This is a genomic window from Trichococcus alkaliphilus, assembly GCF_003008695.1.
Lineage (GTDB): Bacteria > Bacillota > Bacilli > Lactobacillales > Aerococcaceae > Trichococcus > Trichococcus alkaliphilus.
Window position 1 is genome coordinate 299,447 of the sequence record NZ_PXZT01000001.1, and the last position, 24,033, is coordinate 323,479.

Genomic DNA, 24,033 nt, shown 5'->3' on the forward strand with positions numbered 1-24,033 from the left:
TTCTTCCTCTCTTCATGCAGCTCACTTTATTCGTCTTATTCGCTGTCTACGTATTGGCTTTGCAATTGCAAATGTTCTTCATATGTTTCGGAAAAATAAACGATGCCTGTTGTTGTGTCCGCAACGAAATACAGATAGTTCGTGTCAGCTGGTGACAGAGTCGCTTGAATGGATCCTTCACTTGGACTATTGAATGGCCCAGGCCCCATGCCTGTGTTTCTGTACAGGTTATACGGCGAATCTATTTCAAGATCCTCGAAAGTCACTAATTCCTTGTGCTCATTCAGCGCATACAAAATACTGATGTCCGATTGGATCGGCATATCGATTTCCAGACGATTAAAGAATACGCCGGCAATGTTCGCACGATCTTCCGGAGTAACGCCTTCTTTTTCGACAAGTGAAGCAATCGTCAGAATTTCATGAAGGGTATGGCCTGAAGAAGCAATCTGTTCTGCATAGGGCGTAAGCACTTCATTCGTCTTCTGCAACATCTGTAAAACCACTTCATCCAAAATATTTCCGGTCATATAATCATAAGTCGCCGGATAGAGGTATCCTTCCAAACGATAACGCGTATCGGTGCGTTGGGATGCTTCAGTCAAAATATCAGGGTACTGTGCAGCTGCATTCGTCAGGAATTCCGGTTCATTCACTTTCGCCAAAAATTCATCAGCCGTGAAATCCGTCTTCTCTTCTACTTCCGCTGCGATTTCTTCGATCGTATTGCCTTCTCTTATGATGATTTTGTGATCGCTCGATTGCGGCACAGGACTTCCGCCCGCTTGAAGCGTCGCAATGATGTCGTCCAGGCTCATGGAAGGCGATAATTCATAAAAGCCTGCTTGGAAATCAGAAACATTTTGCGTCTTGATGTAGTAGTTGAAGATGGTCGCGTTTTTGATGACGTTGCCTTCTTCCAACAGTTGTGTGATCCCTTTTGTGGACGTCCCTATCGGAATTTCCACTTCGACGACTTCCGTACTTTCTGGCTCCAATGGCTGAAGTGCGTCTGTTATATATTTGTAGCCGGCAAAGCCAACGATGACTCCTAACAGGATCCCTATCGTTACGATTGCAAAAACAATTTTCCGCACTAGTGACCGTTCTTTTTTGCGTATTTTCATTTTGTCTACGGCTTCTTTCTCCAACGTAGGCCGAATGAGTTTTTGTTGCTCTTGAGGTTCTTGCTGATCATTTTGTGACAAAGACGAGGCCCTCCTTACTTGAGTATATGGCTATTTGTGGACTATTAGCCATTCGACTTCCGTAATTATACACGAAAACCTATATAAATTGAATCTTTTTCGTTATTTGCATAGACATATGGAGCATCTTGGACAGTTTTCTCATCATTTTATCAGGGCGGATCCTACTGGATGCCAAAAGCTCGAAAAAGCAACGCAGCAACCGCAAAACAAAAGAGGACCCAGACAATAGTTGTCCCGATCCTCCATTATTATCCTTGCAAGTCAATTACAAATTTATTGAAGGTCTTCGTCTTCCATAAATGTGTTCAGGACTTCTTCGATCATGTCCCATTCTTCATCCGATTCGATCGGCTCTAAATCGCCTTCTCCGCCATCTTCGGTTTCAACATAGGAATAAGCCTGCAATTCGATTTCTTCTCCTTCAGGAGCTCCTGCTGGATAAACCAGCACGTAAGACTTTCCGAAATCTTCTGATTCGAAAGTGAATAAGATTTCGAATAACTCTTCATTTCCGTTCTCATCCACGATTGTGATGTGCTCGTGGTTATCTTCGTGGTCATGATCGTGGTCGTGATTGTGGTCATGATCGTGATCGTGATTATGTTCAGTCATGGTATGCACCTCTTTATCTAATTATTGTTTTTCATCGTTCAAACAAAGGATATTGTAACGCAAACAGGGCAAAAAAACCACTCTCTTTACTGGCTGTCCAAATAATTCTGAAGAAGTATGACAGCAGCAAGTTTGTCGATAACCTTTTTCCGTTTTTTGCGGGAAACATTTCCTTCATTGATTAACATTTTTTCTGCTTGAACAGTGGTAAGTCTTTCATCAACGTAATCGACAGGTAAACCCAGCTCTTTTTCAAGCAAATTTCCATAGGCGATGGAAGCCTCCGCCCGGAAACCAATGCTGTTGTCCATATTTTTTGGCAAGCCGAGTACAAATTTCTCAACTTCATACTCTTTAACCAATTCGGCAATCCGTTCAAGACCAAATACGCCATTAGCTTCGTCGATTTTGACGATTTCGATCCCCTGTGCGGTCCATCCCATCGGATCGCTGATGGCCACTCCTACCGTTTTTGATCCGACATCCAAGCCCATGAGCCTCATTGGATAATTCTGCCTGTTCCAGAAAGATAGCTCTTCACTAATTCCTCCATTATTTCATCACGTTCGTGACGGCGGATCAGGTTTCTGGCATCGTTATGACGCGGGATATAAGCTGGATCGCCAGAAAGCAGGTAGCCCACAATCTGGTTGATAGGGTTGTATCCTTTTTCTTCCAATGCGTCATAAACAAGGGCTAATGTCTCTTGGATATTCTTTTTCAGATTATCATCAAAATTGAATAACATCGTTTCATCTTTCGAACTCATAGCGACACCCCAGTTTTCTTTAGTATAATTACCATTTTACAAGAAATGACTAAAAACTACAACAAAGAAATGCCGTTGCCCTCTGCTGATGGGCGTCACGACTTGTCTGATTATCCCTCCTGTTTGTATATTCCGCATTTTATTTCATTCGGATTGGCCCAACAAACAGGGACGGGCATCTTTTTTGGATGCCCGTCCCTAAGAAAGGATGCTTATTTTGTATTTTCCGCGATCCAGGCCGCAACGTGTTTCAGGGCATCAGGGATGCCTGCTGGGTTATTTCCGCCTGCTTGTGCCATATCCGGACGTCCGCCGCCTTTGCCTCCAGCAAATGGAGCAAGCGTCTTGATCAGATCGCCGGCTTTCAGACCTTGTTCCAATTTCTCTTGGGAGACTGCCGCCAGCATATTGACTTTGCCGTCTGTAGCCGAAGCTGCCACGAAGAGATCAGAGACAGCTTTTTGACGCCATTGGTCAGCCAATTGACGCAACGCATTCATATCCTGATTCTTCGTTTCATAAGTGATATATGTGACACCATTGACGGTCTCCACGTTCTCGAAGAGATCCTTGGCTTCGGCATTCATGATTTTCGCTTTCAAGGACTCATTTTCGCCTTGCATTTCCTTCATTTCTTGCTTGAGCTGATTGATTTTACCGGCTACTTCTTTTGTTTGTTGGGCTTTCACAAGCTGAGCCGCCTCGCTCAATTCAGCTTCTTTTGTGCGGAAATACTGATAAGCTGCCTGGCCGGTCACTGCTTCGATGCGTCGAACGCCTGCACCGATTCCGGATTCGGACAAAATCTTGAAGACGCCGATGTCCTGCGAATTTTGCACATGAACCCCGCCGCATAATTCGACAGAGTAGCCGCCAACATCAACGACCCGGACTTCTTTGCCATATTTTTCACCGAACAAAGCCATGGCTCCCATTTCTTTCGCTTTATCGACGGTTGTTTCGACCGTTACGACAGGCAATGCTTCCCATATCTTTTCATTCACGATTTCTTCCATGCGCACCAACTCTTCTGCTGTGACTTGCCCGAAATGGGTGAAGTCAAAACGAAGTTGATTCGGGTTCACAAGCGAACCGGCTTGATTGGCATGATTCCCCAAAACATCCTTCAGCGCTTGGTGCAACAGATGCGTCGCCGTATGGTTCTTGGTGATGCTTCTTCTGCGCGCTTCATCCACGTGCAGGACATAGGTTTCGTTCGAATGGATTTCCGTCAGGACACGCGCGATGTGCATCGTTTGGCCATTAGGGGCGCGTTTGACGTCTTCGATTTCTGCGATCACTTCACCAGCTTCGGTTTCGATCGTTCCTTTGTCCGCGACCTGTCCACCCATTTCTGCATAGAACGGTGTTTCGCGGAAAATGATCTGAACGCGGTCATCTGCAGCTGCTTTTTCGACGATTTCGTCATTCGCAACCATCACTGAAAGCTCGGACGAAATTTTTGTTTGTGCATATCCGGAAAACGTGCTTGGAACCAGTACTTCAGCCCAGACCGGGGATTGCACGGAGAAGGAGTCTTCCACTTGTCTTGCTGCACGGGCGCGGTTACGTTGTTCCTGCATCTCTTGGTTGAACCCTGCTGTGTCAACTGTGAAGCCTTTTTCTTCAGCATATTCGCTCGTCAATTCCAACGGGAAGCCGTATGTATCATACAGTTTGAAGGCATTCTTGCCGTTTACGGCAGTTTCGCCCTTTTCGTTCATCTCTTCAAAGACGCTGTTCAGGATTTCCATCCCTTCATGGATCGTTTCCTGGAAACGTTGCTCTTCATTTGTGATGACTTTGATGATGAAATCTTGGTCCGCTTTGACTTCAGGATAATAAGATTCCATGATGGCTGCCACAACCGGAACCAATTCGTTCAGGAACAGTTTTTCGATGCCCAATTTTTGGCCATGCATGACGGAGCGGCGGATCAAACGACGCAAAATGTAGCCGCGGCCTTCATTTGATGGCAAGGCACGGTCCCCGATCGCAAAGCTGACGGCGCGGACGTGATCAGCGATGACTTTGAAGGAAATATCCAATGTTTTGTTTTCGCCGTACTTCTTGCCGTTGCTCAGCGTCTCGATTTTTTCGATGATCGGCATGAACAGATCCGTTTCGAAGTTGGTCGGTGTGTTTTGGACTACGCTCGTGACACGTTCCAGACCCATCCCCGTATCGACGTTCTTGTGCGGCAGCGGCTCATAGGTGCCATCCGGCTTGTGGTTGAATTCGGAGAACACTAGGTTCCAGATTTCAAGGTAGCGTTCATTTTCACCGCCCGGATACATTTCAGGGTCTCCGTCAGGCAAATCCTGGAAGGCTGGTCCGCGATCGTAAAAAATTTCCGTATCCGGTCCGCACGGGCCAGCTCCGATATCCCAGAAGTTGTCCGCGATCGGAACGATATGATTTTCCGCCAAACCGACTTTTTCCTGCCAAATGCGTTTTGTGTCCGTGTCTTCCGGATAATAGGTGACGTAAAGCAGCTCCGGATCGAACGCCAACCATTTTTCATCAGTCAGGAATTCCCAAGCCCAAGGGATCGCTTCTTCTTTAAAGTAGTCCCCGATTGAAAAATTCCCCAACATTTCGAATAAAGTATGGTGTCTTGCCGTCACGCCGACATTTTCGATATCGTTTGTGCGGATACTTTTTTGAGCATTGGTGATGCGCGGATTTTCAGGAATCAACGTGCCATCAAAATATTTTTTCAATGTCGCTACGCCTGAGTTGATCCATAATAAGGTAGGGTCGTTGACCGGTATCAGCGAAGCGCTCGGCTCCACTTTTGAACCTTTCGTTGCCCAAAAATCAAGATACATTTGGCGGATGTCACTGCTTTTCAGATTCTTCATTATTACCTTCCTTTTCTCTTCATTTATTTTTGGAGTGTATAAAATAAAAAACACCCCACTGCATACAAGGACGAATCACGCGGTACCACCTTGTTTGCAATGAAATGTTTTGATCATTCATTACCTCTCGGATCCGTTAACGCTGGAAGCGATAGTATTTCTACTATATTCACGCAAAGGGAGCATAAACGGATGCGTTTCCTTTCACCAAACGGAAACTCTCTTTTGTTATCCATTCCTATATCCTCTGCTTCAATCAAAAACTAGTATAACCAAAATTGCGTCCGCATGCAAGCAATTCTTAAGAAAAGCGGATCCGGTCACATTTCTATGCGGATGGAACGTCTTGCGCAGTAATAACCGGGTGACAATGGCTCTTGCTGCTTCGCTTTCAAAGCATCCGCATGGTTTACATAATAGGTAGCGTAAGGCAGGAGTTTCTCAAGTATATTCTCGGCTTGAATGAAAATCCAGCCGCCTTTAGCCAACAGCCCGTCTTCGACGAGTTCTGGTCCCCAGCCCATGTTCGCGATTTCCAGACCGAACATATTTTTTTTGTAGAGGTAGCTTTCATCCGGTTCGAACAGGTTGCGATGCAACTGATTGCCCCAACGGAAAAGCCTGCGGGTGGATGCCCCGCAGCAATATTCCCATTCATCGCTGGACAACAGCCCCATACCATCTTTCTCCAATTGCTTGCGCATTTCTGCATAAGTTGTCTGGTAAGGAGCGTATACGGTGTACGTATCCAAATCTTCATTCTGCCTCAGGAAGAAGGCATCATTTTGGACCAGATGCGCCGGAAAATCCGCAAATACCGACGATCCGTTTGCACTCGGCATCAAGGCTTGATGAATGTCTTTCTCGTGTATGCTGAACCAATCGCTCTGGCCTTCAAATTTCCCGTTTATGACTGCATAATTCCCGACTTTCGTCATTCCCACATAAGTCGGACTGACTTCCACCAATAACGGCGGGATTTCTGTCGTCCGGAGCTGCGACATTTGGCTGTTGACCAATTCGTCCAATTCATCCAAAGAATGGATCGGTTCGATTTTCTTCTTCATCCAATGATCGTCATGCAAAAACTCAGCGCCTTGAACAGATAGTTTCAGGCAATTTTCGATGGCGAGGTACATCTCTTTCCTGTCGGAGCTGATGTCCAATGGGTCCAGGCCGTTGATTCCGCTGTCCCAACCGAGGACGGCCTCCTTGTGCCCGGGCACAAAAACAAACAGTGCGCCGTTGATGTCAACTGTAAACGTCTCTGTTTTGATTCCGCCCATCTGGTAATACGCCGGACGGATATCCGCGACAGGCAACAGGGGATTCACAAAATAACGGACAACGCTGCTGGCCAGAACAAGCTTGTGCTCCATCGGGATGTTCTTCCAGTTCGGATTCATCAATTGATCAAATAGTTCCATGATACCACTCTCTTCTTGTAGCTGTATTGGAAAACCAGTAAATTGCTTTACTGTCAGTATAGCAGAATATTGAGGCGGCGAGTAGCTTATTTCTTTCGCGAATCGACCGACTTCGGATGCGACCTTGATCGAAGCATTCTGCGTTGATTGATTTTCTGGCAGCAGAAAAGTCCGCAGACAAATTCTTCATTGTCTGCGGACTTCTCCCGGATTATTTTTCATTCATGAACGTTTCCGGCGTTATATTTTCCATGCCGATCATCGGATCGATGCTCCCATCGGAAATCTGTCCGATAGTCAAATGGTAGACGGGTATTAATTTTGGAGACTCTTTGTTTTCTGGCTTTTGGGTTGCGGATTCTGCAGTTGTTTCGGTGATCGATACAACAGTTTCATTCCCGGCGCCGGGCGCCTTCGTTGCCTTGCTTTCGGCGGGCTCTTCCGCAGTGAAGACCTTGTCATTGTTCAGGTTTCGTTCCAGTTTCTCGTGCAGCATCGTTTTCCGGATGTCGCCGGTGCTTACGACAGCCGTTTCGAAAGCTTCGTAATCGCCGCACAAAATCAATTTGCTTTTGCTTCTGGTGATGGCTGTGTAAAGCAGATTACGGCGCAACATCCGTCCGTACTGTTTCACCATCGGCAGAATGACCATCGTAAATTCGCTGCCCTGCGATTTATGGATGGAGCAACAGTAAGCCAGCACGAACTTGTTCCAATTATTCCGATTGTAGGTGACCTCGACTGTATCGAACAGGATTGTGATCTGGTCGACTTTCTCCTCCGTTTCCTTGGCGAATTGGATGGCAGTGATTTCACCCATGTCCCCGTTGAAGACATTGTTTTCCGGTTGATTCACCAACTGAAGCACCTTGTCGCCTACCCGATAGACGACATCAAAAAAAGCGACTTCCCGTCTTTTCTTGTTCCCTTTCGGATTGAAAATCTCCTGCATCATCGTATTGATGGCATCAATGCCGGCAGCGCCTTTGTACATAGGGGCCAGAATCTGGATATCCTTCGCGGTGAAACCTTTTGACTTCGCCTTTTCGACGACTTGCCGGATTACCGGCTCGATCTGGTGCGTTTGGCAAGGCAGAAACGACCGGTCCGCTTGATTGTTCCGGAAATCGCGGGGGAGGATGCCGTTCTTGATTTCGTGCGCTAACGGGATGATCGATGAATCGCCGGATTGCCTGAATATCTCATTCAGCTCGACCTGCGGCAATGATTTGCAGTTCAGAAGATCGAACAACACTTGGCCCGGCCCGACCGACGGCAATTGGTCCTTATCCCCCACAAACAGCACTTGCATTCCCTGTGGCACGGACTTCAGAAGCCTGTGCATCAACCACGTATCCACCATCGAAACTTCGTCGATGATCAACAGCTTGCCCTCCAGCTCTTGCGTATAAAGCTCCTCGGATTCCTTTTCCTGGCCCGTCAAACCCAGCAAGCGATGAATCGTGCTGCCGGGCAGGCCTGTCGTTTCCTGCATCCGTTTTGCGGCACGTCCGGTCGGAGCGGCTAGCAATATCGGGAAAAGTCCGTCTTTGTAATCGTGAGGGTCTTCCGGCAGGTCGTTCAATTCGGAGAACATGCGCACGATCCCTTTCAGAACGGTCGTTTTGCCGGTACCGGGTCCCCCGGTCAGGATGAAGAACGGTGATAGCAAAGCTGCTTTTATCGCTTCAATTTGGGAGGCACCGTAGCGGATCTGCAAGTTTGATTGCAGATGTTCGATTTCCAGATCCAAATCCACTCCCGGGTAAGCAATTTTCGTCTTTCGTTTCAGAAGCCTATCGATCGATGATGCGATGCCCTCTTCTGCGAAATAAAGGGATGGGATGGCAAAACGGCTGTGATCCTCGACCACTTTCATGTCCATCACCATCTCCATCAGCGCCTCAATGACGGGCGCATCCTCGATGATGAAGCGGCGGCTTTGCTCAAGCAAGTGGATCGTCCGCTCAAGCAAGACTGTCCCGTCGACATATGTATCCCCGTTCGAGAGGCAAAGTTCCTGCAACGTCGCAAACAAGCCACCCTTCAGCCGGCTAGTGTGATCCGGAGCGAAATTCAACTCCTCCGCCAATTGATCGGCCTTCTTGAAGCCGATGCCTTCGATGTCCTCGAGCAGTCGGTAAGGATTTTCGTTAAGGACAGTCAGCGTTTCGGTGCGGTAAAAATGGAAGATATTCGCTGCTTGATTATTGGAGAAACCATAATTCCCCAATGCAATCAGGATCTTCTCGGTCCCTTGCGTCTGCATCAGGACATCGCGCATCATTTCCCTTTTTTTGGGTGTCATACCGCTGATATTTTTCAGCGCCTCCGGGTCATCAAGGATGACGTCGACCGCTTCCTCGCCAAAAGTCTCGACGATTTTTTCAGCAGTCCGTTTACCGATGCCCGGGAACCGTTCCCCTGACAAGAATGCAATCAACCCATTCTTGGAGGTTGGTTTTTCCTGTTGATAGGAATTGGCTTGGAATTGGACCCCGTATCTTGGATGCTCCACGACCTCACCAAAAAAACGGTAGGCTGTATCTTCGGTTATCTGCCCGAAGCTTCCCGTGACGACAATTTCATCATGCTTTTGCGGGAGATTCGATTCACTGACTGAAATCAGCATGACTTTGTAGAAATTACTCGCGTTTTCAAAGAAAATCGCTTTGATTTCTCCAACGATATAGCCTTGTTCTGTATCCATCCGGATGATCCCCTCCCTTTTTTTGACTATACAGACTTGTTACAAGATTCCTTAAGAACGATACCACAATTCCCGACCAAATTAAAGAGAGGCCGGAGAAAAAAACCGGCCTCTCGCTTATTGTTTAGATGTACTGCAGGGTACGTTCGGCTTGATAAGCCTTGTCGATTGTTCCCCCACCCAGACACTCCATGCCGTCATAAAATACGACTGCTTGGCCTGGTGTGATGGCGCGGACCGGTTCCGCAAATTCCACACGGGCGGTCGTTTGGTCTTCGTTCAGGTAGACAGTGACCGCAGTATCTTGTTGGCGATAACGGAATTTAGCCGTGCAGGTGAAGACGGATGGTTTCTTGCCTTCGGAGGTGAAATGGATATCGGTCGCATCCAGACTGTCGGCATACAGGTTCTCGTGATGGTAGCCTTGGCCCACGTAGAGTGTGTTGGTAGTCAGGTCCTTGCCGATTACGAACCAAGGATCATCGGATTCCCCGCCGCCGCCTATTCCCAATCCTTTTCTTTGCCCGATCGTATAGTACATCAATCCGGCATGCTCACCCATCACATCGCCGCTCAAAGTGACCATTTTGCCCGGGATCGCCGGCAGAAAGTTCGTCAAGAATTCTTTGAAGTTCTTCTCACCGATGAAACAGATGCCTGTCGAATCTTTTTTCTTGGCTGTCGCCAAACCCGCTTCTTCAGCGATGCGGCGCACTTCCGGCTTTTTGATTCCGCCCAGCGGAAACATCGTTTTGGAAAGTTGCTCTTGGGAAAGCTGATTCAGGAAATAGGTTTGGTCCTTGTTGTCATCCACGCCTCTGAGCAGATGAGCGGTGCCATCTTCGTCACGGACGACTTGCGCATAGTGCCCGGTTGCGACATAATCCGCCCCCAGTTCCATCGCATAATCCAAGAAAGCCTTGAATTTGATTTCTTTATTGCACATGACATCCGGATTCGGCGTCCGGCCCTTCTTATATTCGTCCAGAAAATATTGGAAGACCTTATCCCAGTATTCCTTTTCGAAATTGACGGAATAATAGGGAATACCGATTTGCTGCGCAACGGCTTGCACATCCTTGTAATCTTCGGTTGCCGTACAGAATCCGAATTCATCCGTATCATCCCAATTCTTCATGAAAATGCCGATGACGTCGTAGCCTTGTTCCTTCAAAAGCAACGCTGTGACAGAAGAATCAACGCCCCCGCTCATTCCGACCACCACGCGTATTTTTGAATTGTCTTGCATGCCTATCACACCCTTACTTGATTTGTGTATTTTATCACTTCTTACAATATATAAGTTAAACCCGATACAAAAAAACAGTTTACACCATCCCGGCGCATATTTCAAGCTTTCTTGCCTGTCCGCATACAGCCCGACCGTCACATCAGCCTGGCGATAAGCATCAGGATAACTTGATGGATAGGATAATAGGCATAACCGGCCCATTTCGGCAGCGGTCTGATCTGGAAATCAACCGGCAGAAGCATGGGAATGAGCGCCACTGCAGCGAGTGCCTGCAACGAGGGGAATTGCAAAGCATTCACCAACAAAAACAGGGCAATTCCCGCTGCGACATGTTTTTCCGACAGCACATAGATTGTCCACCCCATCAACAAGCCATACAAGCCGTATTCCGTAAACTTGACCAGAAAAATTGCCGGCAAGATGAAACGGTAGTCTTTGATCGATAAGGCAAAAAGTGCCAAGGTGAACAGGATATTGAATACATTCCCTGTTTGGGCGGTTATCGGCATGCTGATCAGCCCGGTAAGGACCAGTCGCAGCAGATACTTGCGAAAATCACGCGTTTCCCTTACCCCTTTCACGGTGGTATACAAAAAACAAGGGAAAGCGATGCGTCCGACAACACGCAGAAAAAGCAGTGAGGGAAACAGATAATAGCCGATATGGTCGATCGTCATGGTGAGGATCGCAATCCATTTGATGAGTGCCGTTTTGTTGTTGTACGCCATTCCGTCACTTCCGATCTTCTTGAATTGTATGGATTGCCAAAAAACTTTTGCAATAAAGAAAACAAAGCAGAAAACCTTGGAAGGATTTCTGCTTCATTTTCAGGGAAACTTTCGATCAGACTGTATAAGGCTTAGCATCCAGATTCAGGTGTGCCAAAGCTTGCTCGATATCTTCGATGATGTCTTCAACGTTTTCAAGCCCTACCGAAAAGCGTATCAGGCCTGGTGTGATGCCTGCTGCCGCCAATTGTTCATCGGTAAGCTGTCTGTGGGTCGAACTTGCCGGGTGGAGCACACAAGTCCGGATGTCGGCCACATGGACTTCATTGGACGCCAACTTCAGGCTGTCCATGAATTTGATGGCATTTTCTCTGCTTCCTTCGATCGAAAGCGAAATGACGCCGCACGTTCCGAGCGGCAGATATTTATTTGCCAATTCGTGGTACTTGTCTCCTTCTAAGCCAGGATAATTCACAAATTCGACTTTTTCGGATTGTTTGAAATATTCAGCGACTTTCAAGGCATTGCTGCAATGTCTGTCCATCCTCACAGGCAGTGTTTCAAGCCCCAGATTCAACAAGAAGGCAGCATTGGCGCTTGGGTATGCCCCCATGTCCCTCATCATCTGTACCCGTGCTTTAGTGATGTATGCAGCGTTCTCGAAGCTTTCCGTATAGACGATGCCGTGATAGGATTCATCCGGTTCGGTGAATTCTGGGAAATTGCCGTTCTTCCAGTCAAAATTGCCGCTGTCGACAATGACCCCGCCCATCTGCACAGCATGGCCATCCATGTATTTAGAGGTGGAATGGACCACGATGTCTGCTCCAAACTCGAACGGTCGGCAAAGGTACGGCGTCGGGAACGTGTTGTCCACTATCAAAGGCACGTTGTTGTTGTGAGCAATCGCTGCCCATTTTTCGATGTCCAGAACGGACAAAGCGGGGTTTGCGATGGTTTCGCCGAATACAGCTTTCGTGTTCGGTTTGAACATTTTTTGGATTTCTTCCTTAGGCAGTTCTTGATCGACAAATGTGCATTCGATTCCGAATCGCTTCAAAGTCACGGCAAACAGATTGATGGTTCCGCCATAAATGGAGGCGGTGCTGATGAAATGATCGCCTTCCTTCAGGATGTTCATCAAACTGATCATGGTGGCTGCCTGTCCGGAAGTTGTGCACAAAGCCCCTGCGCCACCCTCCATCGCTGCAATTTTCTCTTCCACGGCCGCAACAGTAGGATTGGAGATGCGCGAATACATGTGTCCGGCAGCCGTCAAGTCGAATAATTTACCGATATGCTCCGTCGAGTCATATCTGTACGTGGTGCTTTGGTAAATCGGAAGCGCACTTGGCTCACCGTTCCCTGGGTGATACCCTTCGTGTAAACATTGTGTTTCAATTCTCATCATTGACCCTCCTCATTAAGATAACGCTCATAATCTCATATATATTTAACATTTTACCACAATTCCAAAAGGCTTTGTGGAGATGTTGAGGCGAAATTGAAAGATCCTGAGGAACAAAAAAAGACAGAGCGTGTCTGTCTTCCGGACTTGCTATTCTTCGATGAACTGTACCGTACCGTTTTCAAAAGCCTTGATGCGCGCCAATGAATAGACATCCATGCCTTGCTCTTCCAGAATTTTTCTGCCTTTTTGGAAGGATTTCTCGATGACGATACCGACACCCGCGATCTCCGCTCCAGCCTGCTTGCAGATCTCCATCAAGCCGTTGGTGGCTTGTCCGTTCGCCAAAAAGTCGTCGATGATGAGGACAGTATCGTTCTCGTCAAGATATTGTTTGGAAATTGTAATTTCGTTGGTGACATCTTTTGTGAAAGAGTACACGGTGGCCGAATAAAGATTATCTTTCATCGTCAAACTCTTTTGTTTTCTTGCAAAAACAACTTTCACTCCCAATGCCAAACCTGTGAATACTGCGGGCACGATGCCGGATGTCTCCACCGTCAATATTTTGGTGATTTTTTTGGCAGCAAAATACCTTGCAAATTCATCCCCCAATTGTTGCATCAATACCGGATCGATCTGATGGTTCAAGAAATTGTCCACCTTCAACACGTTGTCCCCCAAAACGATGCCGTCCTTCAGTATGCGTTCCTCCAGCAATTTCATAAAAAAATCCTCCTTGGTCACATTTCGTTCTATCTATCAGCCGCTTGCTACAATCGGCTAGCATGACTTATTTCCGTTAACAAATAACAGTAAAACAATACAGATAATCTTCGCTTTTGTCAACCGTCCGTAAGCGTTATCGCCGATTGGGGCAAGCATCCACCCGGAAAAACGAACAAATCTTCATTCGGACAGTTTTTTATCCGTAGAAGAAAAAACGAGAAGGATCCGGCTACCGGACCCTTCTCGTTTTCAGTTGTGAAGCTTAGTCTACGTATACTTCGGAATCTTTGTTCATCCATGCGTATAGCAAACCGATGATCAGTCCGCCGCCGATGTAATTGCCGATCATAGCGAAGAACCAGTTCGTCAGAACGCTGCCGACCGTCATCCCTGGCAAAGCGCCGCCGAATGCGAAAAACGCAAGGCTGAAGGACGAGAAGTTGGCGATTACGTGCTCAAAGCCTAAAAATGCAAAGATGAAGATGATGAAAATGGTCGAGAAAAGCTTGCCGGCGTCATCCTTCATATGCGCGCTCACAAATACAGTCGTATTTACGATGACGTTTGCGAAAATACCTTCGGCTACCATCTGGATAGGTGTTTTGAGCAACTTGCCTTCAACTGCATGGAAAAGGAAGTGCTCAGCCGGTAAATCTTGGAAAATGTTCGTGAATGACATGACGAATGAAGCGATTGTGCCGCCGATAAGGTTGAATAGGATACAAGCGAATAAAATTGCTAAAGCTCTTTTTGGTGCCAGCACCTTGCGGTAAATGGCTGCTGTCATGTACATCATATTGGATGTACCCAATTCTGTGTTCATGTAATTGATCATTACCAAAGACCATGCAAACATGAATGAGTAGAAAAATTTCCCGCTACCGGGCAGCATATGTTCTGCTTTTTCAGCGACCATAACGGCGATTGATGTACCCAACGTCAAAAACATACCGGCAAGCATACATCTGATGAAATATTTTACTTGTGAAGTCTCAAATAAATGTGACTTCTTGAGGGCGCTTTTATCAACTGTAGTCATGGCTGCGCCTTGATATTTTTGTTCCACTTTCTTCATCTCCCGAATTGTTTGTGCGATTCTGAATAAGTATATCATATTTCATAGGAATTGGAATGAAAAAAATAACGGTTTATATAATTATATTAATGTACTTATAGTGTGCATCGTGTTTTTTTGGTGCACATGCATCTAAGCAAGTTACGTTTTTCAATTTAATGCAAAAAAGACCGGCCGTAAGATTAACTCTCACAGTACCGGTCCGTTGTTTTCAGATATCGTAAATAAGTTTGGCTCACTCCGAAACTTCAGCCAGGACGCCGTTTTCTACCAGGCTGTCCAAAATGTATTCCAACTGCTCTTTCGCAGCTGACATGGTTGCCTTGCCGTAGACATCCACTGTCTGCAATCCGTTGCTCGTCGTTGTGGAAACTTTCAATGTTTTCAGATCGGCAGCGACGACAATTTTCACTTTGATCCCTTGTTTATGCAGCACGCTGCTGTCCAAATCGCGGACCATTTGGAAATTGCCGTTTTTGGTTTCTTCAAAACCATTGTCGCGCAAAGTATAGCGTTTTACCTCTTCATTCAATCGAAAGGTTTTTCCGGATCCTTTTAAAGATACATTTTTTTCGAATGCCATATGCAGTCCTCCAAGATAACGTTTTCTCTATCATAACATACTTTTTTTCTTTCGTTCAGCCGTTCTTGTATTGCTTATTGTGGATGCTTTCCAGCAATGCGATCAGTGTGTCGGCTTCATCGGTAGTGTTATCCGGTCCGAAAGAAATGCGCAAGGATTCGGTTGCGCGTGGATTCCCCTTACCGTACATCGCTGCCAATACGTGACTCGGTTCAAGACTGCCGGCTGTACAGGCGGAGCCGGCCGCCAGCATGATCCCTTTGAGATCGCACTGGATCAGCATTTTATCGGAGCGCATGCCGGGCAGCCAGATGTTCAAGATGTGCGGTAACCCTTCAGGATATACGCCGTTGCATTCGAATGGGATGCCGCTCTTTTCAAGTCCGCTCAGTAAATAATCGCCCAGCTCACGCTTCTTGCGGTTGCTTTCTTTGCGTTCTGCTTCCATCAGAGTGACTGCCTCAGCAAACCCCCTGATGTAGGGCGTATTTTCCGTACCGCCGCGGTGGTCGTTCTCTTGGCTGCCGCCATGGATGAAATTAGGCAGATGCAGGCTATTTTTGCGGTATAAAAATCCGATGCCTTTGGGCCCATTGATTTTATGCGCGGAAACGGACAGGAGGTCAATGTGCTGTTGCCCGACATCAATTGCCTCGCTGCCATATGCCTGAACGGCATCGGTATGGAAAAGGATGTTCTGCTCGGCCAAAAATGCACCGATTTCAGCGATCGGATTGATGCTTCCCACCTCGTTGTTGGCATACATCAATGAGACAAGGATTGTATCTTCGCGAATCGCATCCTTCACGGACTGCAAGGTTACTTTTCCGGCAGCGTCCACCGGCAGATAGGTCACCTCAAAGCCTAACGTTTCCAGATAATGCATCGGATGCAGGACTGCATGGTGTTCCGCTGCCGAAGTGATCAGGTGTTTGCCCTTTTCCTTCAGAGCCAACGCAGTCGGTATGATCGCTGTATTGTTGGATTCGGAGCCGCAGCTTGTGATGATGATGTCAGCCGGGTCTGCTTGGATGGAAGCCGCAAAAATCCTGCGTGACTCGTCGATATGCTGTCTTGTTCGTCTTCCCAGAGCATAGGTGCTGGAAGGATTCCCGTAATCTTCGATAAGCGATTGCTGAATGACCGCCACAACTTCAGGTCGCACCGGGGTCGTAGCGGCATGGTCGAAATAAATCAATTTGTTACCTTCTTTCTGTCGCAAGTCTTTCTAGTGTTCAAAATAACTGTTCAGCCAACGGTACAGGCGCAGCTCGATGCTGATTTCCATTTCCTTCGAGGAATCCTGGGCAGTTACCGGACCCTGTCCCAATAATTTCTTCGTTGCTTCAATATCGACAAGACAGAAAAACGCATAGGCCGCTCTTATTCTGTTGTTTGCGTACCAGTATCTTTTCAATAATGGATGAGCTTGTATTTGGATGTATTTTCCCTCTGCATCAGTGAGCCGACCGAACAGCGCATCGCAAAATAAAGATTCCATCACATAAATGGGCCAATAGACCGACTCTTTGACTGGGCGACTGGCTGAAAAAGTCTGCAGCAGGCTATCGGCTTCTTCAAATTCCAGTTCCCCCAAAGCGCGGACATACGCGACCATGTAGAAGTAGTCAACCAGAAAGGTTTTTTGATACTGAGCCTCTTTTAAGCCTTCGAAATAAGCGTCCGGTATGTCCGAAAAAGGGACTTTGCCTTCGATAAGCCGCGCCATTTTCAATTGCTGAAACAGGAGCTTGCGCGCGGGCAAAGATCGGCTCACTTCCCTCAGCACGGCTCCATCATTCTGCCCTTTCGGCAGCAGGTTCGCTAAAGCCATCCAGACAGGCACAAAACTGAACAAAACGAACAGGGAGCCTAATTTCGGCTCCATCAAAAAAGCCGAGCTGTACAAGGCTGCCCCCGTCAAAGCATTTGCCAAAATGCCACCCAGCAGATAACCGCGGTAAGGCAATTCTGCATAGTCCCCTTTCGGCGGCGCCATCAAGCATTGGCCCGCCAGCAACGGGGAGGCAGCCTGCATATGATGCAGACTGTGATCCGCTTGGCTGTACTTGAAACGTCTGACTTGGAAACTGACCAGCCGATAACCGCTCAGTTTTCCGAACAGAAAATGTCCCGCTTCATGAAGAAAGATGTGCACATAGATGGATAAGAACAGGCCGACCAACAATATGGGAATGAGGATCGGATCAAACGACAACAGTTGCCCCCAATTTTTGAATCCCTTCGCAATCAGGTATCCGTACAGCATGATGAAGGCAATTGTAATATGGCTGGCAATTCTCAGAAATGACTTTTTCATGAAGTTCCCCCCTACTCTTCCTCCAGCTGCATTTCCGGGAACAACAAGCGCAGGATTTCCATCGTCAAACGTCGGCTTTTCCCTTGGTACGGATAAATGTGGATCAGCATGGCTGGGTTGAAGTTCGCCTCGATCACCCCGTAGTTTGGTTCCACTTTCGTGGCCGGGACTGAATGGTCCGGGATGATGATATCCACTCCACAGACAGCAACCCCCAGTGAGGCTGCCATCTGCACAGCCAATTGCTTGTAGCTGTCGTCCATCTGATCCGTAAAATCAATCGAATCGCCGCCGGTACTGATGTTTGAATTATCCCGCAGACGGACAGTCGTGCCTTCAGGTGGGATACTGTCGAAAGTATACCCTTGGCCTTGGATCGTCAATTTTTCGAGCTCACCGGTTGCTATCAGTTCCAATGGGGAGCGGTGATTTTTCCCGCGGAGGCTGTCTTTATTCTTCTCCTCAACCAATTGACGGATCGTGTGGCTGCCATCGCCAACCACATTGGCGGGCACACGCAGCAATACAGCTTTTGTTTCATTGCCGATGACAAAGAATCGGTATTCGGTTCCGGCCAAGAAATCCTCGACCAATATATCTTCGTCCTCTTCAAATGCGATGCGTACCGCTTTTTCGTAGTTTTCAAATGTTGCGCCGTTCTTGAAGATGGAAATCCCTAAACCGTAGTTCGTTGACTTTGGTTTGACGACGATGCCTTTCCCGGAAAAGATAGAATAGTCGCGCAGAGCTGCAGCCACAGAATGGTATTCTCCGCTATCCGGAACCGCGAATCCGTTCTCCGCCAGTATTTTTTTGGTGACGACTTTGTTTTCCATAATGAGCGGGCCGATATAGCTGTCCTTTGCCGTCATATTGCCGTTCTTCACGTATTCGCGATGGTTCTTGTAGGTCAGCGAGATGAATTGGTCATAACGGTCAAGCATGTTGATCTTCAAACCTTTTTGGATAGCATCGAACATCAGGATCTGCGTGGAGAGTTCCATGTCCTCAAAGCCCCTCAAAGCATACGGACGTTTCCAGGCAGCTTCTTTGTATTTTTTGGCCAAAGATGCGGCCCAAGCCGTTTTGTCCTCTGCCGCGTCCACTGCTTTGACCATCTGACCCGCCACTGTTTTCTCAGGATTGTGGAATGCTTCGATTTTTTCTTTGACGATTGCGCTGATTTTCTCTTCTGCGCCGATCGCTTCCAGCATCTGCAGCATCCCTTCCAGGACGGACAGCCCTTCAACTTGGAATGCGGATGGCTGCAAAGGATTCTCCAAAGCAGTGCTGTAATTCATTTCTTTCCCGATCTTCATCTCTTCTTCGCTGGCATCTTGCTCGATCCACAATAAATAGAGCAGGAAATAATGGATGAAGTACATATCCTCTTTATGCATGCCGAACTCAGCAAACGGGTTCAGATCGAACAGCCTGAATTCAAGATAGGCGATTCCGTTCGTGAGCAAATCACGCGCTTTGTTGGCCCCTCTGAAGCGGACAGTGGAATAAAATTCTTTTTCGGCAATGAGCTTGCCGGTTGTCACCATTTCTTCGATATCCTGCACGTAGGCATCAATCGATTCAAAAGAAACATGCACGTCCGCTTTATTGACGTATCCGTACTTGCTGCTGCGGATACTTCTTGTGTACCTGTCCAGAGGCAAATCGTGCTGTGTTTCTTTTTCGAAGTAGGAGCTGTCGGCGGATATGGATCCTCCCATAAGATAGGTCATGATCCATTGGTGACGGATGAAGTTATGTGCCATCTTCAAGTAGACATCCGATTGGAACGCCTTAAGCGTCCCCGCAGACCCGGAAAGCTGATGAAGTTCTTTGATGAGGGCAGGATTCAACTCGAAGTTGAAGTGGATGCCGCTGACCATCTGCTTTTTGTTCCCGTAAACAGAGACCAAGTACTCCCGGTACGCCACATCATCCGCGCTGTCCAACTTGGCTACTTTAATTTCTTCGCTCGCCGGCATGGTCGGCGGGATGCTGCAAGGCAACAGATATTCATCTTCCGGCAAGGACCGCAGTACGACATCATGGATAGCCGTCAGCCATTCATGCGTTTCCTCTATCGACTGCATCGGCGGTGTGATCAATTCCGGTTGGCTTTCCGCAAAATCAGTCTGGATGTAAGGATGGAAACTGCGATTCCCGAATATTGTAGGATGGTTTGTCTTCGCGATCGTGCCTGCACCCGTTATCCGTTGGCTTTCTTTTTCGATTCCAAAAGAGGCTTTCGAAAATAATGCCGATAATTTATGTGTTAAAATAATCTCTTTGAAATCTGTCATTATATACTCTCACTTTCTGCTTCCAATTTTCAATGTATTCATTATAGCTTTTCTGCTTGTAAATAGTAAAGATGTTGCCTGCCTTTCTTTTCAATCAATTTTCAGAAATCCGCAAAAAATAACCGGGCGAATGTTTGTTCCTTTTTATCAGATGGCATATAATGGGTAGAGAAAAAGGAGCGGAGATCAATGAAACAACCTTTAGCATACCGTATGCGTCCCGTCCACATCGACGAAGTCATCGGCCAAAGCCATCTGGTCGGCGAGAATAAAATCATCCGCCGCATGGTCGATGCCAAGATGCTTTCTTCCATGATACTGTACGGCCCACCAGGAATCGGCAAAACCAGCATTGCGAGCGCCATCGCCGGATCGACGCATTCGGCTTTCCGCCAATTGAACGCCGCCACCGACACAAAAAAAGACCTGCAGATAGTCGTGGAGGAAGCCAAATTTTCCGGCCAGGTCATCCTCTTGTTGGATGAGGTGCATCGGTTGGACAAACCCAAGCAGGATTTTCTCTTGCCTCACCTTGAAAGCGGCCAGGTCATCCTGATCGGCGCCACCACCGAAAATCCATACATCAGCATCAGTCCCGCTATCCGGAGCCGGACCCAAATTTTCGAATTGAAGTCCCTTACCACTCAGGATGTCATATTGGCGCTGGAACGGGCCATTGCGGATGAAAAACGCGGTTTGGGGAAAGAAAAGATCGTGATCGACGAAGATGCCTTGCTTCATTTCGCCAGAAGCACGATGGGCGACGTGCGTGGCTCGCTGAACGCCTTGGAATTGGCTGCCCTATCCACCAAACCGGATGCAGATGGCACCATCCATATCACCTTGGACATCGCCGAGGAGTGTGTCCAAAAGAAGGCTTTGGTCCACGATAAGAACGGCGATGCCCATTACGATGTTATATCAGCCTTCCAAAAATCGATCCGCGGCAGCGACGTCGATGCGGCCATGCATTATCTGGCCAGGCTGCTGGAAGCCGGCGAATTGCTGATTGCCTGCAGACGTTTGATGGTCTGTGCCTACGAAGACATCGGCTTAGGCAATCCGCAGGCAGTATCCCGGACCGTTTTGGCCGTTCAGGCTGCTGAAAAATTAGGCTTGCCGGAAGCCCGCATTCCCTTGGCCAACGCTGTCGTCGATCTGGCCCTTTCGCCGAAATCCAATTCGGCCTATCTGGCCTTGGACAGTGCTCTCGCCGACGTGCGCGCCGGAAAGTCCGGCGACATACCGGATAGCCTGCGCGATGCTCATTACAGCGGTGCTAATAAGTTGGGCCGCGGCATCGGCTATCAATACCCGCACGATTTCCCGGATCACTGGATCAAACAACAATATTTGCCGGATTCGCTGAAAGATCGCCGCTACTACGAGCCCGCTTCGACCGGAAAATATGAACAAGCCTTGGCCAACCAATTGCAACACCGCTTCAATAAAGATTCCTGAAGATTGTTTGGCAGCGTTTAACCTGTTGCTGCTGTACTGTTTCCGGATTGAAACTCTTGTGTTTTGCTTGCCAACGATTGATTAGTATGCTACTATACGTATATAGATTTCTGAGGTGTTCGACATATTCTCAATGTGTTGACCGAACAATTTATTACTACCTTGGGATCCTGTTTATTCCGGTGGATAACACGCCTTATCATTTGGTAGTTAGAGACTGGATATTGGAGCCCACCTGCTTATATGCGGGTTCAAAACTAGTAGAATATAACTCACCGGCACCATCGGATTTCTAATAAAGTTTTATACTTTTGGAGCTGCTCTTTGAGCAGCTTTTTTTGCAGACTGGAAAGCACGGGAAAGCACTTCTTGAGCCATTATCCCGCAATTTCCTTGAGGAGGACGCACTTTGGTAGAATTGTTGATTGCCATTTTTTCATTATTGCTGGTTTCGACCGGACTTTTCATGACATTGAAAGGCCCCACTGTCTTCGTGTTGGCTCCGGACCGGATCACCGAACAGCAACGCCATCAGATCTGGCTCTTTTTCCGTAATGGCGGAGCCCTGTACATGTTGATCGGTTTTCTCTGCCTGCTGACGATTTTCTTCAGGAGTACCTTGCTTTATGCATTTGCCGTACTGATAGCTTCAGGGTATACAGCACTCTTCAGCATCCGGCTGGCCGGCATGATGAAAGATCAGGGCCGCTGACCAATAAATTCCCGGAAAGAATCGCATGCGCTTTCATTTTTATGTAAAGTGAAGTAAAATAAACTTGTAAGCGATACTAGTTTAGAGGAGTGGTTAATATGTTTCAAGAGTATAAGAAAATTTTGATACCGGTTGACGGATCGAGAGAATCAGAATTATCCTTCCGTAAAGCAGTGGAAGTGGCCAAACGGAATAAAGCAGCCATCATCATTACTCATATTATCGATACAAGAGCCATCCAGACCCCTACAGGTTTTGAAGGCAGCTTCACGGATGAAATCGTTCGCCAATCCAAAACGTTGATGGAAGAATACAAAACCTATGCTACGAATGAAGGCATAACCGATGTTCATACCGTCATCGAATATGGTTCACCAAAAGCCATCATCGCAAAAGATTTGCCTGCCGAATATGGCGTGGATCTGATCATGATCGGTGCGACCGGCCTGAATGCCGTCGAAAGACTGTTCATCGGCTCCGTATCCGAGTACGTCATCCGCAACGCACCTTGCGATGTGCTGGTCGTCCGGACCGACCTAGAGAATAAACCAAAACCAAAAAAATAAGTAAGAAAAAAAATTCCGTTATGCCAACAGTTGGCATAACGGAATTTTTATTTAGATTGAATATTTTTAGCTGAAACGTACGACGTCGCGAGCGATCATCAGCTCTTCATCTGTAGGGATCAACAATACTTTAACTTTTGAATCGTCAGTCGAAATGATTCTTTCAACGCCGCGGACATTGTTCTTTTCATCGTCGATTTCGCAACCGAACCAAGACATGCCATCGATGATGATTTTGCGGGTAGGCGCAGAATTTTCTCCGACGCCGGCAGTGAAGACGATCGCATCCACACCGTTCATGATTGCAACGTATTGTCCGATGTATTTTATGATGCGATTGTGGAAGATATCCAATGCAATTTGAGCTTGCTCGTTGCCTTTTTCAGCTTCTGTCTCAACATCGCGCATGTCGCTTGATACGCCTGAAAGTCCCAACAGACCTGATTTTTTGTTCAGGATGTCAACGAATTCATTGATATCCGTGATGCCCAGTTTGCCCATCAAATACGCAATCAAAGATGCATCGATGTCTCCTGAACGAGTTCCCATCGTGATACCAGCCAATGGCGTGAAGCCCATGGATGTGTCGATAGATTTTCCGCCTTCGACAGCAGTGATGGAACCGCCGTTACCGATATGGCATGTAACGATCTTCAACTCTTCGATCGGTCTGCCCAACATTTCGGCAGCGCGTTCAGCTACGTATTTGTGGCTGGTTCCGTGTGCGCCGTATTTTCTTGCAGCATATTTTTCATAGTACTCCATCGGGATGCTGTAAAGGTAATTTACTTTCGGCATTGTTGTATGGAAAGAGGTGTCGAATACAGCAACACTTGTGATTTCAGGCAACAATTTTTTGAACGCACGGATTCCGGTAGCGTTCGCTGGGTTATGCAAAGGCGCCAATTCAGCCAGTTCTTCGATTTGTTCCAGGACAAGATCATCCACAAGCGCGGAATCTTTGAAGATTTCGCCGCCGGCAACGACACGGTGGCCGACGCCAGTGATCTCATCGTAGCTTGAAATGATGTTTAGTGCCAATAATTGATCCAGTAAGTTATGTACCGCGATCTCATGGTTCGCAATATCTTCCGTTACTTGGAATTTTTCGCCTTCTCCGTGTTTGATTGTGAAGACGGAATCGTTCAAACCGATTCTTTCGATAATTCCGTTTGCAAGAACTTCCTGATCAGGCATAGCGTATAATGTAAATTTCAAGCTTGAGCTACCAGCATTGATAGCGATGATTTTTGACATTTTTTTCTCTCCTTTAAATTGACTGATTTTTCTTATATCTCTAATA

At 47.3% G+C, this 24,033-nt stretch carries 20 protein-coding genes and 1 other RNA gene; 4 read left to right on the forward strand and 17 right to left on the reverse strand.

Features of this window, described 5'->3' with window-relative positions:
- Positions 1-35 precede the first annotated feature (35 nt).
- The 16 genes from mltG to gshAB all read right to left on the reverse strand — a co-directional run bounded on the left by mltG (position 36) and on the right by gshAB (position 19,991).
- Complete coding sequence (gene mltG, locus C7R73_RS01360) at positions 36-1,208, reverse strand: endolytic transglycosylase MltG (RefSeq protein ID WP_106448778.1); 1,173 nt, start codon at positions 1,206-1,208, stop codon at positions 36-38.
- Positions 1,209-1,484: 276 nt separating this feature from the next.
- Complete coding sequence (locus tag C7R73_RS01365; protein WP_106448779.1) at positions 1,485-1,823, reverse strand: DUF1292 domain-containing protein; 339 nt, start codon at positions 1,821-1,823, stop codon at positions 1,485-1,487.
- An 86-nt stretch (positions 1,824-1,909) separates the two neighbouring features.
- Positions 1,910-2,326, reverse strand: a complete 417-nt coding sequence (gene ruvX / locus C7R73_RS01370) for a Holliday junction resolvase RuvX (protein WP_106448780.1) — start codon at positions 2,324-2,326, stop codon at positions 1,910-1,912.
- Positions 2,323-2,592 (reverse strand): IreB family regulatory phosphoprotein, encoded by a 270-nt coding sequence (locus tag C7R73_RS01375; RefSeq protein ID WP_086628278.1) that lies wholly within the window; start codon positions 2,590-2,592, stop codon positions 2,323-2,325. The genes ruvX and C7R73_RS01375 overlap by 4 nt, the downstream gene beginning before the upstream one ends.
- Positions 2,593-2,804: 212 nt before the next feature.
- Positions 2,805-5,456, reverse strand: coding sequence for an alanine--tRNA ligase (gene alaS, locus C7R73_RS01380; protein ID WP_106448781.1), 2,652 nt, complete (start codon positions 5,454-5,456; stop codon positions 2,805-2,807).
- A gap of 320 nt (positions 5,457-5,776) precedes the next feature.
- A complete protein-coding gene (locus tag C7R73_RS01385) occupies positions 5,777-6,883 on the reverse strand; it encodes a DUF7278 family profilin-like fold-containing protein (RefSeq protein WP_106448782.1) in 1,107 nt (368 codons plus the stop codon).
- A gap of 211 nt (positions 6,884-7,094) precedes the next feature.
- On the reverse strand, positions 7,095-9,593 hold the full coding sequence (recD2, locus tag C7R73_RS01390) for an SF1B family DNA helicase RecD2 (RefSeq protein WP_106448783.1): 2,499 nt from the start codon (positions 9,591-9,593) through the stop codon (positions 7,095-7,097).
- Positions 9,594-9,717: 124 nt separating this feature from the next.
- Positions 9,718-10,842 (reverse strand): tRNA 2-thiouridine(34) synthase MnmA, encoded by a 1,125-nt coding sequence (gene mnmA / locus C7R73_RS01395; protein ID WP_106448784.1) that lies wholly within the window; start codon positions 10,840-10,842, stop codon positions 9,718-9,720.
- A 137-nt stretch (positions 10,843-10,979) separates the two neighbouring features.
- Entirely contained in the window at positions 10,980-11,573 is a 594-nt protein-coding gene (locus tag C7R73_RS01400) for a TraX family protein (protein ID WP_106448785.1), read from the reverse strand.
- Positions 11,574-11,688: 115 nt separating this feature from the next.
- On the reverse strand, positions 11,689-12,981 hold the full coding sequence (locus C7R73_RS01405) for an O-acetylhomoserine aminocarboxypropyltransferase/cysteine synthase family protein (protein WP_106448786.1): 1,293 nt from the start codon (positions 12,979-12,981) through the stop codon (positions 11,689-11,691).
- A 150-nt stretch (positions 12,982-13,131) separates the two neighbouring features.
- Positions 13,132-13,707, reverse strand: a complete 576-nt coding sequence (locus C7R73_RS01410; protein ID WP_106448787.1) for a xanthine phosphoribosyltransferase — start codon at positions 13,705-13,707, stop codon at positions 13,132-13,134.
- Between the two features lie 265 nt (positions 13,708-13,972).
- Positions 13,973-14,749, reverse strand: a complete 777-nt coding sequence (locus C7R73_RS01415; RefSeq protein WP_086628425.1) for a formate/nitrite transporter family protein — start codon at positions 14,747-14,749, stop codon at positions 13,973-13,975.
- Positions 14,750-15,020: 271 nt separating this feature from the next.
- The gene (locus tag C7R73_RS01420; protein ID WP_106448788.1) at positions 15,021-15,368 is read right to left on the reverse strand and encodes a cysteine desulfurase; all 348 of its coding nucleotides are present in this window, start codon (positions 15,366-15,368) and stop codon (positions 15,021-15,023) included.
- Between the two features lie 55 nt (positions 15,369-15,423).
- On the reverse strand, positions 15,424-16,566 hold the full coding sequence (locus C7R73_RS01425) for a cysteine desulfurase family protein (RefSeq protein ID WP_239992545.1): 1,143 nt from the start codon (positions 16,564-16,566) through the stop codon (positions 15,424-15,426).
- Positions 16,567-16,596: 30 nt separating this feature from the next.
- On the reverse strand, positions 16,597-17,688 hold the full coding sequence (locus C7R73_RS01430; protein WP_106448790.1) for a hypothetical protein: 1,092 nt from the start codon (positions 17,686-17,688) through the stop codon (positions 16,597-16,599).
- Between the two features lie 11 nt (positions 17,689-17,699).
- Positions 17,700-19,991, reverse strand: a complete 2,292-nt coding sequence (gene gshAB, locus C7R73_RS01435; RefSeq protein ID WP_106448791.1) for a bifunctional glutamate--cysteine ligase GshA/glutathione synthetase GshB — start codon at positions 19,989-19,991, stop codon at positions 17,700-17,702.
- Positions 19,992-20,180: 189 nt separating this feature from the next.
- On the opposite strand from gshAB, the gene C7R73_RS01440 reads away from it, so the two are divergent.
- From C7R73_RS01440 to C7R73_RS01455, 4 genes are all read left to right on the forward strand, one after another.
- Positions 20,181-21,452, forward strand: coding sequence for a replication-associated recombination protein A (locus C7R73_RS01440; RefSeq protein ID WP_106448792.1), 1,272 nt, complete (start codon positions 20,181-20,183; stop codon positions 21,450-21,452).
- A 104-nt stretch (positions 21,453-21,556) separates the two neighbouring features.
- Positions 21,557-21,747: non-coding RNA, 6S RNA (ssrS, locus tag C7R73_RS01445), on the forward strand.
- A gap of 114 nt (positions 21,748-21,861) precedes the next feature.
- Positions 21,862-22,164: an Asp23/Gls24 family envelope stress response protein gene (locus C7R73_RS01450; protein WP_106448793.1), complete on the forward strand. Its 303-nt coding sequence runs from the start codon at positions 21,862-21,864 to the stop codon at positions 22,162-22,164.
- A gap of 98 nt (positions 22,165-22,262) precedes the next feature.
- Positions 22,263-22,730: a universal stress protein gene (locus tag C7R73_RS01455; RefSeq protein ID WP_086628292.1), complete on the forward strand. Its 468-nt coding sequence runs from the start codon at positions 22,263-22,265 to the stop codon at positions 22,728-22,730.
- Between the two features lie 66 nt (positions 22,731-22,796).
- On the opposite strand, the gene C7R73_RS01460 is transcribed toward C7R73_RS01455, so the two are convergent.
- Positions 22,797-23,987, reverse strand: coding sequence for an acetate/propionate family kinase (locus tag C7R73_RS01460; RefSeq protein WP_106448794.1), 1,191 nt, complete (start codon positions 23,985-23,987; stop codon positions 22,797-22,799).
- Between the last annotated feature and the right edge of the window lie 46 nt (positions 23,988-24,033).

Coding starts and splice junctions, on each gene's coding strand:
- C7R73_RS01400 (WP_106448785.1), bottom strand. CDS start 11,573: ATGGCGTACAACAACAAAACGGCACTCATCAAATGGATTGCGATCCTC.
- mnmA (WP_106448784.1), bottom strand. CDS start 10,842: ATGCAAGACAATTCAAAAATACGCGTGGTGGTCGGAATGAGCGGGGGC.
- C7R73_RS01460 (WP_106448794.1), bottom strand. CDS start 23,987: ATGTCAAAAATCATCGCTATCAATGCTGGTAGCTCAAGCTTGAAATTT.
- ruvX (WP_106448780.1), bottom strand. CDS start 2,326: ATGAGGCTCATGGGCTTGGATGTCGGATCAAAAACGGTAGGAGTGGCC.
- C7R73_RS01440 (WP_106448792.1), top strand. CDS start 20,181: ATGAAACAACCTTTAGCATACCGTATGCGTCCCGTCCACATCGACGAA.
- C7R73_RS01430 (WP_106448790.1), bottom strand. CDS start 17,688: ATGAAAAAGTCATTTCTGAGAATTGCCAGCCATATTACAATTGCCTTC.
- C7R73_RS01415 (WP_086628425.1), bottom strand. CDS start 14,749: ATGACTACAGTTGATAAAAGCGCCCTCAAGAAGTCACATTTATTTGAG.
- C7R73_RS01410 (WP_106448787.1), bottom strand. CDS start 13,707: ATGAAATTGCTGGAGGAACGCATACTGAAGGACGGCATCGTTTTGGGG.
- C7R73_RS01420 (WP_106448788.1), bottom strand. CDS start 15,368: ATGGCATTCGAAAAAAATGTATCTTTAAAAGGATCCGGAAAAACCTTT.
- C7R73_RS01385 (WP_106448782.1), bottom strand. CDS start 6,883: ATGGAACTATTTGATCAATTGATGAATCCGAACTGGAAGAACATCCCG.
- C7R73_RS01455 (WP_086628292.1), top strand. CDS start 22,263: ATGTTTCAAGAGTATAAGAAAATTTTGATACCGGTTGACGGATCGAGA.
- recD2 (WP_106448783.1), bottom strand. CDS start 9,593: ATGGATACAGAACAAGGCTATATCGTTGGAGAAATCAAAGCGATTTTC.
- C7R73_RS01365 (WP_106448779.1), bottom strand. CDS start 1,823: ATGACTGAACATAATCACGATCACGATCATGACCACAATCACGACCAC.
- gshAB (WP_106448791.1), bottom strand. CDS start 19,991: ATGACAGATTTCAAAGAGATTATTTTAACACATAAATTATCGGCATTA.
- alaS (WP_106448781.1), bottom strand. CDS start 5,456: ATGAAGAATCTGAAAAGCAGTGACATCCGCCAAATGTATCTTGATTTT.
- C7R73_RS01375 (WP_086628278.1), bottom strand. CDS start 2,592: ATGAGTTCGAAAGATGAAACGATGTTATTCAATTTTGATGATAATCTG.
- C7R73_RS01405 (WP_106448786.1), bottom strand. CDS start 12,981: ATGAGAATTGAAACACAATGTTTACACGAAGGGTATCACCCAGGGAAC.